The sequence below is a fragment of the Rhodophyticola sp. SM2404 genome (assembly GCF_053570515.1).
Window position 1 is genome coordinate 19,536 of record NZ_JBSEDL010000005.1, and the last position, 13,450, is coordinate 32,985.

General features: G+C 58.2%; 12 protein-coding genes. 3 read left to right on the forward strand and 9 right to left on the reverse strand.

What is annotated here, in order from left to right:
• Positions 1-4: 4 nt before the first annotated feature.
• The 8 genes from ACTYEO_RS08830 to ACTYEO_RS08865 form a co-directional block, all read right to left on the reverse strand.
• Positions 5-1,222, reverse strand: coding sequence for a DUF3419 family protein (locus ACTYEO_RS08830; protein ID WP_449323371.1), 1,218 nt, complete (start codon positions 1,220-1,222; stop codon positions 5-7).
• A 10-nt stretch (positions 1,223-1,232) separates the two neighbouring features.
• Complete coding sequence (locus ACTYEO_RS08835; RefSeq protein WP_449323372.1) at positions 1,233-2,033, reverse strand: UDP-2,3-diacylglucosamine diphosphatase; 801 nt, start codon at positions 2,031-2,033, stop codon at positions 1,233-1,235.
• A 226-nt stretch (positions 2,034-2,259) separates the two neighbouring features.
• Entirely contained in the window at positions 2,260-2,634 is a 375-nt protein-coding gene (locus ACTYEO_RS08840; protein ID WP_449323373.1) for a Na+/H+ antiporter subunit G, read from the reverse strand.
• Between the two features lie 10 nt (positions 2,635-2,644).
• On the reverse strand, positions 2,645-2,914 hold the full coding sequence (locus ACTYEO_RS08845) for a K+/H+ antiporter subunit F (protein WP_449323374.1): 270 nt from the start codon (positions 2,912-2,914) through the stop codon (positions 2,645-2,647).
• Positions 2,911-3,402 carry a Na+/H+ antiporter subunit E gene (locus tag ACTYEO_RS08850; protein ID WP_449323375.1) on the reverse strand — a complete coding sequence of 164 codons (492 nt, stop codon included), beginning with the start codon at positions 3,400-3,402 and terminating at the stop codon, positions 2,911-2,913. Before ACTYEO_RS08850 ends, ACTYEO_RS08845 begins: the two co-directional genes overlap by 4 nt.
• A 3-nt stretch (positions 3,403-3,405) precedes the next feature.
• Positions 3,406-4,932, reverse strand: a complete 1,527-nt coding sequence (locus ACTYEO_RS08855; protein WP_449323646.1) for a monovalent cation/H+ antiporter subunit D — start codon at positions 4,930-4,932, stop codon at positions 3,406-3,408.
• Complete coding sequence (locus ACTYEO_RS08860; RefSeq protein ID WP_449323376.1) at positions 4,929-5,294, reverse strand: Na+/H+ antiporter subunit C; 366 nt, start codon at positions 5,292-5,294, stop codon at positions 4,929-4,931. Before ACTYEO_RS08860 ends, ACTYEO_RS08855 begins: the two co-directional genes overlap by 4 nt.
• A gap of 1 nt (position 5,295) precedes the next feature.
• Positions 5,296-8,154 (reverse strand): monovalent cation/H+ antiporter subunit A, encoded by a 2,859-nt coding sequence (locus ACTYEO_RS08865; protein WP_449323377.1) that lies wholly within the window; start codon positions 8,152-8,154, stop codon positions 5,296-5,298.
• 273 nt (positions 8,155-8,427) lie between these two features.
• On the opposite strand from ACTYEO_RS08865, the gene ACTYEO_RS08870 reads away from it, so the two are divergent.
• From ACTYEO_RS08870 to ACTYEO_RS08880, 3 genes are read left to right on the forward strand one after another with little or no spacing between them, the layout of a single operon-like run.
• Entirely contained in the window at positions 8,428-9,687 is a 1,260-nt protein-coding gene (locus ACTYEO_RS08870) for an aminotransferase class V-fold PLP-dependent enzyme (protein WP_449323378.1), read from the forward strand.
• A 29-nt stretch (positions 9,688-9,716) separates the two neighbouring features.
• Positions 9,717-10,925 carry a diaminopropionate ammonia-lyase gene (locus tag ACTYEO_RS08875; RefSeq protein ID WP_449323379.1) on the forward strand — a complete coding sequence of 403 codons (1,209 nt, stop codon included), beginning with the start codon at positions 9,717-9,719 and terminating at the stop codon, positions 10,923-10,925.
• Positions 10,922-12,070 (forward strand): amidohydrolase, encoded by a 1,149-nt coding sequence (locus ACTYEO_RS08880; RefSeq protein ID WP_449323380.1) that lies wholly within the window; start codon positions 10,922-10,924, stop codon positions 12,068-12,070. Before ACTYEO_RS08875 ends, ACTYEO_RS08880 begins: the two co-directional genes overlap by 4 nt.
• Before the next feature lie 573 nt (positions 12,071-12,643).
• Here ACTYEO_RS08880 and nusG read toward each other — a convergent pair.
• Complete coding sequence (nusG, locus tag ACTYEO_RS08885; RefSeq protein ID WP_449323381.1) at positions 12,644-13,150, reverse strand: transcription termination/antitermination protein NusG; 507 nt, start codon at positions 13,148-13,150, stop codon at positions 12,644-12,646.
• Positions 13,151-13,450: the final 300 nt, after the last annotated feature.

A 13,450-nucleotide genomic window follows, 5' to 3' on the forward strand; every position in this document is an offset into this window, starting at 1 on the left:
GCGCTTAGCCCTTCAATTGATAGAGGTGGAAACCACCATAGATCGCGGAGCGGTCTGCCTTGAACCCTGCCTCGGATGCGGCCGCTTGATAGGCCCATTGCGACAGGGTTTCCTCGGCCACGCGGCCTGGCAGGATGTCATCTGCCCCACCCGTTCTGAAGATCACGCGGGCATTTGGCTTGGCCGTGCGGGTGATCTGGCTCCAAAGGGCATTGAGCTGGTCGTCATTCATCCAGTCCTGCGCATCCAGCAGAACATAGCAATCCTTGGACGCGGTCGGCTGTTTCGCCAGCATATCGGTCAGCGACTCGTTAAGGACACGCACTTTGGAGGCATTGCCCATGACGGTTTCGAAATGCGCGGCCTCAAGATAGGGCGGCACGGCAGGATTGTCGCCGGGCTGGTAGCCGCGATTGGCGGCTTGCCATGCAAAGTAATTCTCGCGGATCGGGAAATCGCAAAACAGCTTGCGTGTGCGTTCTTTGAGCACCTCGATGATATCGCCGCCTGCATCTGCGGCCAGCTTGTCATATTGCGCAGGCGGTATCCCAAGGCCGAACAGCGATGCACGGCGTTTGGCCAGAAATTTCACCAGCCATGTGTCATAGACGGGCGCGATCTGGGTGTTGAAAAAGGCGGTCTGTTCCTCAAGCGTGCGCGCCTCAAGAAACGGTTTGAAATCAACGCGCGACAGGCGCGCCACAACATGCACCAGCCCGATAAAGCGCCCCAATACTCCGTGCCGATAAAGCCCGCGGGCAAGGATGGTCTTGCGCGCGCCAAGCAGCGCGCGGCCATTCCAATAGGCGCGCACGTCTTCATCCAGATGCGGGGCGATATAGGTGTCAAAAATCTCGAGGTTGTCGGCCTGATCGCCGCGCCCCAGAACTTGGAACAGGGTCTCATGATCAGGCAAATGCTGCACAGCCGCCAGCTTCAGCTTGTTCAGCATCACATGCGCAGGCGACAGATCAACCGCCGTGATCGAGGCAGGGTTCGCGGTGAGATAGGACAGCAGATTGCACCCGCCCGATGCGATACAAACGATATTGTCATCCGCACCGATCTTGAGCGCCTCCATATCGACCACAGGATCTTCCCAGATTTGCGCATAGATCAGCCCGTGAAAGAGCCGCGCAAAAAGGCGCTCCAACAGGCCTTCACGTGTGATCGTGGCGTTTTGATTGACAGCTTCGCTCAGCTGCTTTGTCACTGACGTCATATTTGCCTGCCTAACTGTCTAGCTTCACAAGTTGTTTTTGGGGTTTGGCGCGCGGCTTGCGCCCCATATTGACCGAAGCCTTTTCTTCCCAATCGATGAGTTCGATGGCACCCGTTGCATGCTCCACGATGGCTGTGCAGCTTTCGACCCAATCGCCCGTATTGATATAGTCGATATCCTTGATCTTGCGGATATTGGCATGGTGGATATGGCCACAAATCACACCGTCATAACCGCCGCGCTTGGCCTCCTCAGAGAGGACATGTTCATATTGTCCGATGAAATTCACAGCGCCTTTGACCTGCTGTTTGGCCCATTTTGACAAGGACCAATACCGCCCGCTCCACAGTGATCTGACGCGGTTGATTTTGGGGTTCAGCCAGAGCAGGAAATCATAAACGGTATCCCCATAATGGGCGAGCCATTTGGCATTCATCACCACCGCATCGAATTGATCGCCATGGGTCACCAGATAACGCTTGCCGTTCAGCCCCGTGAAATCGGCCGTTTGCATCACTTCGATGCCGCCGAAATGGGTGCCGAGATATTGGCGCATGACCTCGTCATGATTGCCTGGAACAAAGATAATCCGCGTGCCGCGCCGCGCTTTGTCCAGCAGGGTCTGGACGACATTGTTATGTTCCTGCGGCCAATGCCAGCCGCGCTTGCTCAGCGCCCAACCATCAAAAATATCGCCAATGAGATAGATCGTTCCCGCTTCATGCTGGCGCAGAAAAGGCACCAATAAATCTGCCCGACAGCCACGCGTTCCCAAGTGAATATCCGACAGGAACAGCGTTCTGAAATGCATCGGGCGACCCCTCCCAGTTTAGGTTGGAGGGACCATAGAAAACGAGTGTGACAGTCAGATGACCCAAGGCAAATGTGATCACCTTTTGCCAAGGCGCAGAATAAGTACTTGAAATCAAACTGATTTTAAACGGGCAAACGCATCCCCCCATCCCGCAGCATGGCACGGATCGGGAGGGACAGCGCAAAGCCCGCAGGCTCGGCGCGGTGCTAAGGCCGTATCGGCGTTACTTGTCCGAATCTGCCTCGGGCGGATCGTCATAGACCGACCAGCCAAATGCGCCCTCACTCGGGGGCAGGTCTTTCTTATCCACATTCCGCGAGAGATAGGCTTTGGCGATGAAATTCGCCGTTATCGGCGCTGTCAGGAACAAAAACAGCGTGATCAGCAACTCATGCACCGAGATATGCCCCGTCTTGGCGAAGAAATAGATCATCGAGGCGATCAACACGCCCCCTACCCCCAATGTGGTGGCCGTTGTGGGCGCATGCAGGCGCTGCAGCGAGCCTTTCAGTTTGATCAACCCATAGGAGCCGACAAAGCCGAAGACACCGCCAATAACGAGCGAGATGGAAATCAGGAGTTCTACAAAAAAGTTCATATTCCCGCCCCTATTCGATGATGTTGCCGCGCAACAAGAAGCGGCAATAGGCAACTGTCGAGACGAAGCCCACCATAGCGATCAGCATGGCAGGCTCAAAATAGATCGCGGTGCCGCGCCAGACGCCATAGAGCACCAAGAGCGCGATCACATTGATCACCATTGTATCCAGCGCAAGGATGCGGTCGGCGCTATCGGGGCCAATGGCGATCCGCCAAAGGTCCAGCGCAAGCGCGATAGCATAGCAGCTTACAGCAAAGATCAGCGCGTATTCGATCATGGGAAAATCTCCAATAGGCGGCGCTCATAGCGGGTTTTGATCTCGTCGCGCACCGCATCAGGGTCATCAGTATGCAGGCAATGCACAAGGATCGCACCGCCATCGGCCGCAAGCGTTGCCGATACGGTTCCGGGCGTCATGGTGATGGTGCCTGCCAGCACGGTGATGGCCTCGGCCGATCTCAGCTCGAGCGGGATAACAATCCATTGCGAATTGATCGTGGCTTCGCGCTTGAACATGATGATCATCGCCACCTGCACATTGGCCACGACAATATCCCACAGCACGACCAAGACATATTCAACAACCTTGAGTGGGCGCGCCAGTTTGGGACGATCAGGCCAGTAGGAAGCCGTCAGCATCGGGATGATCACGCCAAAAGCCACCCCAAGGATCAGATTGCCCAAGGTGAAGGTGTTCACCAGACCGAACCAGACCAGAACAAGGGTCACGCTGAGCAGAGGATGTGGAATGAAACGAAACAACATGGCTCAGCTCCCCTCACTTGGGTTGAGAACGGCATCGACATAGCCTTGGCGATCAAAAAGCTGCGACGAGGTCGCGCCCAGATAGGCCGAGACGGGTCCTGCAAAAACCGCAAGCCCTGCCAAGACGGCCAAGGTCAACATAACGGGGGCCACCTGCCCTGTTGTGGCGGGCGCGGGCTGGGGTGCCTCAGGCGCGGCCTCTGGCGTCAGGGATGTGGATTTCCAGAACAGGATGCTCCCTGCGCGGCCAAAGCCCACAATCGTCAGGAGCGAGCCGATCAGCACCGCCGACCAGCCCCAGACAATCGTGTCAGGATCACGGATCGCGTCAAGGATCAGCAGCTTGCCCAAGAAGCCGCTCAGCGGTGGCATCCCCGCCATGGCGATGGCCGCCGCGAAGAACAGCGCCGCAAACAGGCCGTTTTGCACGGTTGGGGCTTCGGGGCGCAACCTGTCGCCCGAGCGGCGTGAGACCACGAGATCAGCGATTAGAAACAGGCAGGCCGCCGCAAAGGTGGAATGAACCATATAATAGAGCGCCGCCGACATCCCCACAGGGGTGAACATGGCCACACTGATGAACAAGGTTCCCATCGATCCCACGACCGAGAAGGCGATCAGCGGCATCAGTCGACGCGCGCCCAGAACACCCAAAGCGCCGATGGCGATGGTCAGGATCGCGGCTGGGAACAACCATGTCCCCGCCAGATCTTCCGTACCTGCACTGCCCGGACCAAAGACCGTGGTATGCACCCGCAAGATCGCATAGGCCCCGACCTTGGTCATAATCGCAAAAAGTGCTGCCACAGGTGCGGGCGCTTGCGCATAGGTGGCAGGCAGCCAGAATTGCACAGGGAAAAGCGCGGCTTTCAGGGCAAACACGATCATCAGCAAGATCACCGCCACACGGACAAGCGCCGCCTCTTCCATCGGAATTTCAGGGATACGCAGCGCAAGATCGGCTATATTGAGCGTGCCTGTCGAGGCATAAAGCGTGCCCAAAGCAAAGAGGAACAGCGTCGATCCCGCAAGGTTCATGACCACATATTGCAGCCCCGCCTGCATCCGTTCCTTGCCGCCCGAATGGATCATCAAACCATACGACGCAATCAGCAGAACCTCGAAGAAAACAAACAGGTTAAAGATGTCCCCCGTCAGGAAGGCCCCGCAAACGCCCATAAGCTGGAACTGGAACAGGGCATGGAAATGGCGGCCCCGCGCGTCCCAACCCGTCGTGATCGCATGGATCAACACAATCAGCGCCAGCGAGGAGGTCAACAGCACCATCAGAGCCGAAAGGCGGTCAAGAACAAGGACAATCCCGAAAGGTGCGGGCCAATCCCCAAGCCGATAGACATGGGTCGTGCCATCTACCGCGAACGCGGCAAGCGCCAGCGCAATCCCCGCCAGAAGGACAGTGCCCGTAACCGAGGCGATGCGCGCCAAGGTGATGTCAAAGCGCATTGCAAAGGCAATGATCGGGGCCAGAAGTGCCGGCAGGATGACCGGCAGAATAATCCAGTGCATCAGGCGGCCCTCTCGTTATCGTCGTCTGTATCGCTGCCCTCTGGGTCAAGGTCGATGCGGTCGCTATCGGCCTCCAGATAGGCCACGAGCCCAAGCATCACCAGCACAGCCGTCATCCCGAAGGAGATCACGATCGCGGTCAGAACAAGGGCTTGCGGAAGCGGGTCGGTATAGCTTGCATCGCCGTATTTCGACAGGATGGGGGATTGGTCAATCGCCAGTCGCCCGCTGGCGAACAAAAAGACATTCACCGCATAGGATAGCAGCGCAAGGCCAAGGATGACAGGAAAGGTTCTGAGCCGCAAAAGCAGGTAAATCCCGCCTGCTGTCAGAATGCCGATACTGCTTGCAACGATGAGTTCCATATCAGCCCTCCCCCTCGTCTTTGGCCTTTTGGCCAGGGTCGTAATCCATCGGCTCGAGATTGACTGTCTCACCGCCAACACCCGCGATGCGGCTGAGGCTATAGAGCATCAACATCACAGCACCCAAGACCGTCAGGAAGACGCCAAGATCAAACAGCATCGCCGTGGCCAGCTCGAATTCCTCAATCGGGGGAAGGTGGATATAGGTATAGGCGCTGGTCAGAAACGGCTTGCCCGCCAGCCATGCACCCACGCCCGTCAGCCCTGCAATCACAACGCCAAGCCCGATCATGGTGTGATATTCGATCCGCTTACGCTCTTGGGTCCATGCAAAGCCCGAGGCCATATATTGCATCAACAGCGCAATCGCGATCACAAGCCCCGCGACAAACCCACCGCCCGGCTCGTTATGACCGCGCAGGAAGATATAAAGGCCCACAACAACCGCGATTGGCATCAAGACGCGGGTGACAACAACCATCATCAAGGGGTGCCTGTCGCGCGAGATATCATTCGAGAAATCCGCTTTGCGCAACCGCCGCCCCGCTGGTCCATCCAGCAGCGCATGCATCATCGCGTAGATCACAAGGCCCGCGATGCCCAGAACGATGATCTCACCAAAAGTGTCATAGCCACGGAAATCAACCAAGATCACATTGACCACATTGGTCCCGCCCCCGCCTTCATAGCTATTGGCAAGGTGGTATTCCGAGATCGTCTCGATATCGCGCATCAAGAAGGCATAGGCCAAAGCCGCCACACCGCCGCCCGCGCCAAGCGCGATCAGACCATCGCGCAGCTTCAGACCAGTGGAGCTTTCTTTGGGCGTTGATTTCGGCATGAAATGCAGCGCCAGAAGCAGCAGCATGATGGTCACGGTCTCGACCGAGATTTGCGTCAGCGCCAGATCAGGGGCCGAGAGATAGGCAAAACCCGCCGAGATCGACAGCCCGATAATCCCGATCAGGACAAGCGCCCGAAAGCGGTGGTGATGCATGGTCACAACCGAAATCGTGGCCGCGATCAACATGATCCAACCCACGGCAATCACAGGCGGCACAGGCAACAATTCACGTGTCGGGGCCGACAGACCGCTGGACGAATAAGCAATCCAGCCAAAGGCCACGGATGTGACGGTGAAAATCGCCAGATAGCGGCTGATGGCGCCATTATGGCTGATCTCGGTGACAGCGCGCGAGGCCGCGACGATCCCTGCAACCAGCCTGTCAAAAATGGCCTTGGCTTCGGGACGCGGCATCGCGTTCCAGATTTTCTCAAGCATGCCATGTTGCGACAGCAAAACCGCCCCGCCAATGACGGCCAGAACAGACATCCACAGCGCAGGTGTCACCCCGTGCCAGATCTTGAGATGCGGATGCAGATCAGCCCCTGTCACAGCATTGGCGGCTGCCGTGACCACGCCTTCGGCAAGGAAGGGGGCCACACCGATCACAATCACCAAGACACAAAGAAGCGCAGGCGCGGCCCACATGCCAAACGGCGGGTCATGCGGTGTATGGGGGTAGTCGTCGCGCACGGGTCCAAGGAAGACATGGAAGATGAAACGCAGCGAATAGGCCACCGAGAGCAGCGCACCAATCGTCGCCAGAACAGGCACAGCATAGGGGCTTGAGAACCAATCAGTATGCGAGGCCTCCTCAAGCATCATTTCCTTAGACAGGAAGCCGTTGAACAGCGGTATCCCCGCCATGGACAGCGCCGCAACCGCGCCAATCACAAAGGTGATGGGCATCAAGTGCCGCAACCCGCCCAAACGCTTGATATCGCGCGTATGGGTTTCATGATCGACAATGCCCGCCGTCATGAACAGCGCCGCCTTGAAGGTCAGGTGGTTGATGATGTGGAATACCGCCGCCACAGCCGCCGCTTGGGTGCCAAAGCCCAAAAGCATGGTCAAAAGACCCAGATGGCTGACCGTCGAGAAGGCCAGAAGCGCCTTGAGGTCATCCTTGAACAGCGCAATCAGCGCGCCCAGAACCATCGTCACAAGGCCCGTGGTCGTCACGATATAGAACCACGCATCGGTCCCCGCCAGCGCAGGCCACATGCGCGCCATCAAGAAGACCCCTGCCTTCACCATCGTGGCCGAATGCAGATAGGCCGAGACAGGCGTGGGCGCGGCCATCGCGTGGGGCAGCCAGAAATGGAAGGGGAATTGCGCGGATTTGGTAAAGGCCCCCAGCAAAATCAGGATCAGCGCTGGCAAATACCACTCGGACGCGCGGATCAGATCGCCCGCTGCCAAGATATCGGTCAGGTTATAGCTGCCCGCGATATTGCCAAGGATCAGCATGCCGCCAATCATCGCAAGTCCGCCCGCGCCCGTGACGGTCAGCGCCATCCGCGCGCCTTGGCGGCCTTCGGGCAAATGCTTCCAATAGCCGATAAGCAAGAAGGAGGAGAGCGAAGTCAGCTCCCAGAAAATCAACAAAAGCAGGATGTTATCGGACAAAACGATACCAAGCATCGCGCCTTGGAACATCAGCAGATAGGTATAGAACTGCCCCATAGGGTCAGCGCCCGAGAGGTAGAAGCGCGCATAAAGCGTGATCAACAGGCCCACGCCCAGAATCATGCCCGCGAATAGCAGGCCCAACCCATCCAGAAAGAAGGAGGCCGACAGCCCAAGCTGTGGCAGCCATTCAATCTGGGCTTGAATCACCTCGCCGCGCAGAACGGCGGGGGCCAAAACGATCAGCATCGTCAGCGCGAAAAGAGTCGGCACGGCGGTCGCGATCGCGCAGGCATTGCGCCCTGCCCGTATCATCAGCCCTGGCAACAGCGCTCCGATAAAGGGAAGCGCCGCGATAATTAGAAGGATGACCCCCTCGTGACTCATGATTTTGCCTTGTCGTTTTATGTGGTCCGAGCGGTTTGTAACCGCTGCGTCAAAGCACTTCAATCAGGTGTTTTGCAAAGCACACAGGTCTTTGGGCCAAGCGCAGGAAAGGCCCAGCGCCTCTGCCATATTTGCCGCCCCGTGAAATGATCAAAAGTCGCATCCCGCCTTACCTTCGCGCGCCCCATGGACGGCGCTGCGAAATTATGGATAGTCAGCATTCGGGGATGCCAGCAGCCTCTGGCCGACCGTTCACAATTCGGGAAATATCACATGCTTACGTCCAAACCCGGCCTTCTTGAGGAAGTGCGCGCCCGTTTCGCCCATGTCGACACCTGCCCTTTTGAGGGCAACCGTGTCTTCTTTGAAAATGCAGGCGGGGCGCTGACGCTCAATTCCGTGGTCGAGACCTCGGGCCGCATGGCCGCGATCCCTGACAATCAGGGCCGCGACAACCCCGCCGCCAAGGCGCTGGTCGCAATGATCGACAAGGCCAAGGCTGATATGGCGATCTTGTTCAATGCGCCTGATGGCCAGTTCTTTGTGGGCGAAAGCGGGACGGAGCTTTTGTTTCGCCTGATCCGCACCGCTTGCCTTGGCACGCCTGCGGGCAAGGTCATGGGCTCAACCGTCGAGCATCCTGCCAGCCGCAGTGCCGCGCATAAATGGGCCGAAGTTGCGGGCAAACCCCATGTCCTGATCGCCCATGATGATGCAACAGGCGCGGTTGATGCCGCAGCCTATGCCGCGCAAATCACCCCTGACACACAGGTGGCCACCATCCTGCACACCTCGCCTGTGACGGGTATGGGCATGGATATTCCCGCGATCTCTCAAGCCATCCGCGCTGTGGCCCCTGATTGCTTTATCATTGTTGATGGCATCCAGCACGCCGCCCATGGCCGCCTTGATATCGCCAGCTACGGGATCGATGGCTATGTGATCTCGCCCTATAAGGTCTTCTCGCGGCATGGCTATGGGGTGGCTTGGATCTCGGACCGTCTGGCCGCCCTGCCCCATGATCATCTGGTCGGTGCCCCCGGTGAGCCATGGGAACTTGGCACCCGCGACACGGGCGCTTATGCGACCTTCTCGGATGTGGTGGATTATTTTGAATGGTTGGGCAGCCAGTTTACCCAAAGCAGCGACCGCCGCGACCGCATGGTGGCCGCAGGCGAAGCGATCCATGCCCATGAACAAAGCCTGACCAATGCGATGATCCATGGTACAGGCAATCTCAAAGGTCTGTCGCAGATGGAAGATGTCACCATCATCGGAGGCGTGGACAATCCGCGCCGCGAAGGGCTTGTCTGCATCGCGGTCAAGGATCAGGACGCAGCCGATGTTGTCACCAAATTACGCGAGCGGGGCATCCGCACCCATATGCGCAAGGATGACCATTACTCGGGCAATATCCTTGGGCCTTTGGGCATCGTGAATGCGATCCGCGTCTCGATGTGCCATTACAATACCGAAACGGAAGTCGCGCAATTTCTACAAGCGATGCGTGAGATCACCGAAGACGCCAGCTAACGCCGCATAGCCCAGAGGAAGGGAAAGCGATGTCCACACAGCCCTATTTGCACAGCCCCCTTGCCGCGCGCGGCCAGCCCCTTGACCCGCGTGATGCCGAAACGCTGAGCATTGCGGGCGCAGACCGCGTAGCGCAAACGCTGGCGATGCGCGAGAATGCGGGTGCCACGCCGCTTCATGCCCTGCCTGCTTTTGCGGGTGAGCTGGGACTTGGCGCGCTTTATGTCAAAGATGAAGGCTTTCGCCTTGGTCTGGGCAGTTTCAAAGCGCTTGGCGGGGCCTATGCGCTGATGGTGCTGGTCCGTGAAGAAGCCAGCCGCCAATTGGGCCGAGAGGTCGCGATCTCCGAAGTGATGTCGGAAGAGGTGCGCAAGGTCGCCGCTGGAATGGTTTTTGCTTGCGCTACGGATGGCAATCACGGGCGCTCGGTCGCGCAAGGGGCACAATTGATGGGCGCGCGCGCGGTGATCTTTGTGCATGCAGGCGTAAGCCAAGCCCGCGCCGACGCAATCGCCGCCTTCGGGGCCGAGATCACCCGCGTGGCGGGCAATTATGACGCCTCGGTGGCCGAGGCCTCCCGCGTGGCTGAAACCCAAGGCTGGACGGTGCTGTCCGACACCTCATGGCCCGGTTATGAATATATCCCCTCCCTCGTGATGCAGGGCTATACCGCCATGGTCCGCGAGGCTTTGGCCGACATGCCGCAGCCGCCTACCCATATCTTCCTGCAAGCAGGCGTGGGCGGCTTCGCAGCAGCGGTTGCGGGCCATATGAGTTTGGTTCTGGGCGAAAACCGCCCTCATATCACCATTGTTGATCCCGCGCGTGCGGCCTGCCTCTATGAAAGCGCCAAAATCGGCCATCCCGTGGAAGTCCCCGAGACCGACTCCACCGTCATGGCGATGCTGGAATGTTTCGAGCCCTCGATGGTGGCCTTCCGTGTGCTGGAACGTGTGGCCGATGGCTTCATGACGGTGGATGAGGCCAGCGCATCCGATGTGATGAACCGCCTTGCCCGCCCCAAAGGCGATGACCCCGCAATTGTTGCAGGCGAAAGCGGAGGCGCGGGGTTGGCGGCGGCCATCGAGGTGTTGAACCAGCCCGATCTGGCCGCAAAAATCGGGCTTGGGCCGGACGCGCGGGTGTTGGTCTTCAACACCGAAGGCGCAACCGACCCTGCCCTGTTCCAAGAGATGACGGGCCTGAGCCCCGAGGCGGTTCTGGGCCAAGCTGCATGAGCGATCTGACAGCCCTTGAGAGCCGCATGACCCAGTGGCGGCACGATCTGCACCGCCATCCCGAATTTGGCTTCGAGGAAAACCGCACCGCCGCTTTTGTGGCCGAAACCCTGCGCGGCTTTGGCCTTGAGGTGGCAGAAGGCGTGGGCGGCACGGGCGTTGTGGGCACGCTCAAACGCGGCACATCCAACCGCGCGATTGGCCTGCGCGCCGATATGGACGCCCTGCGCATCTCCGAGGCCACGGGGGCGGAATATGCCTCGCAAAACGAGGGGCTGATGCATGCCTGCGGCCATGACGGGCATACCGCCATGCTGCTTGGGGCGGCGCAACTCCTTGCTGAGGAAGGCGGGTTTGACGGCACCGTGCGCTTCATCTTCCAACCCGCTGAGGAATGGGGCCAAGGCGCAACGGCGATGCTGGATGACGGCTTGCTGGAACGCTTCCCCTTTGACGAGGTTTTCGGCCTGCATAACATGCCCGCCCTGCCCCTTGGCACGATCGAGACCCGCGCAGGCGCGATCATGTCGGCGGAGGATATCTTCGAGATCACATTGCGCGGCCAAGGCGGTCATGCCTCCCGCCCTGATTGGGGTCGCGAGGCGATGGTGCCTGCCTGCGCTTTGGTGCTTGACCTGCAAACCATCGTCGCGCGGCGGCTGAACCCTGCCGATATCGCCGTGGTCTCGGTCACGGAAATCAGCACTGATGGCACCCGCAATGCTCTGCCAAGCGAGGCGCGTATTTCAGGCGATTGCCGCAGTTTCAGCCCTGATGTCTCGGCCCGTATCGAGGCCGAAATGCGCCGCATTTGCGAAGGCAATGCCCTGACCCATGGCCTTGAGGTGGAGCTGGACTATCGCCGCGAATTCGTGCCCACGATCAATGATCCAGACTTGGCCGCGGCCTTGCTGGACGCCGCGGCACCGATCTCCCGCGAGATCCGCATCCGACCCGAGCCCATGACAGGCTCAGAAGATTTCGCGCGATTTCTCGCCCATGTTCCGGGATGTTTTGCCTTTATCGGCAATGGCGAGGACTGCGCGCCGCTGCATAGCCCGCGCTATGATTTCAATGATGCGGCCCTGATCCATGGCGCGCAGGTGCATGTGGCGATCACGCGCGAGCGCTTGCGCGAGGCGTAGAGCGCGCCGCTCGGATAGACCAAGACCAAATGATGCAATATCAACCAAGCTTGGACACGCCAAAGGCGGGTTTTGAACCGCGCTGAGAGATAAGCTGAGATATCCCCTTACGGCGACAAAGCTCAACAATGCTGTCTTTGCGATAAAGGCCATCTAGCCCGATCCTGATCTTCTCCTCGGATGACCAGTGTTTGCGGGTCGCCCACTCAATGTCTTTGACGATCTTCTCGCGCGAGCTCTTCTGTGTCTTTCTCGTCGCCCACTCCTCAGTGGTTACTGATGCGCCAGAAACACTCTCTCATCATATATCGCTATTTGGCACCATAAGCGCTGACGGTAGACAGGGCATGAGGACATCGCCGACATAATTGCTTGAAGTAGGCGCGTCATCAACGGCGATGGTCGCGGGGCAGACGGTGTTTTTGGCGGGGTTGGTTTTGCTTGGGGGGTGGGTGTTAGGGCAAGGCTACAAATTGGGTGGGCGCACTCCGCCAGCAATCCCTAAAGTATCGGGCGTAAGCGTCTTAGGCTGCCTAATTTATCTGCAATAAGGGGACTATAAATAACCGGCTCTCAAGATTTCACAACGTCCTGACGGCCAACATTGACACGTGTTTTTTGCCCCATCAGGTCAATTAACACCCAGACACGCTCGTCCGCATCAAGCGTCTCAACTGTTGCCAAAAACTGTGCGAACGGGCCCACTTGCAGCGTCACCTGATCATTGACTTCTAAATCAGGGGCGGCGCCAAGTAGTCCGTCTTCATCGCAGCGCGCCCTCAATCCCTCCACTAGTTCACTTGGCACTGGGCTTGGCTGATTAGAAAAAGAGACAATACGTGAGACACCGTAAGTGGAATTAACCGACCGCCAGCCACCGAACCCAAAATCGAGCCTGATGAACAAATAGCCCGGGAATAGTGGCCCCTGAGCGTCCACGAAGCGGGACCCAACACGCCGAACGTGTTTAATCATAGGTAGAAATATCTCAAAATTCTGGCGCGTTAAGTTACGCACAGCAATTGCGTGAGAATTTGGCTTAAATTGTACCAAATACCAGTTCTGATGAGCTTCACTCACGACCAAACCCGCTTCAATTACACCACTGTTTCCCCCTGCTCCCTACCACCGCAGCGCAACAAATCACAAGCACGCACCCGCTCTGCCAGGAGCGACTACATTCCGAGGTCGTGTCACGTCTGACATATTCAAATATATCCACCCACCCAATACCAATTCCCCCAATAATTGATGGCGCAGCCTCAAATTGGGAAATGCGCCGCAGATATTTCTCTCAGCCGTCCAAACTGAAGTGCAGCATGCGGACACCTGAGGGGCACCCACGACACGTAAGCGGCATAATGTAACATAAAAGCTGGA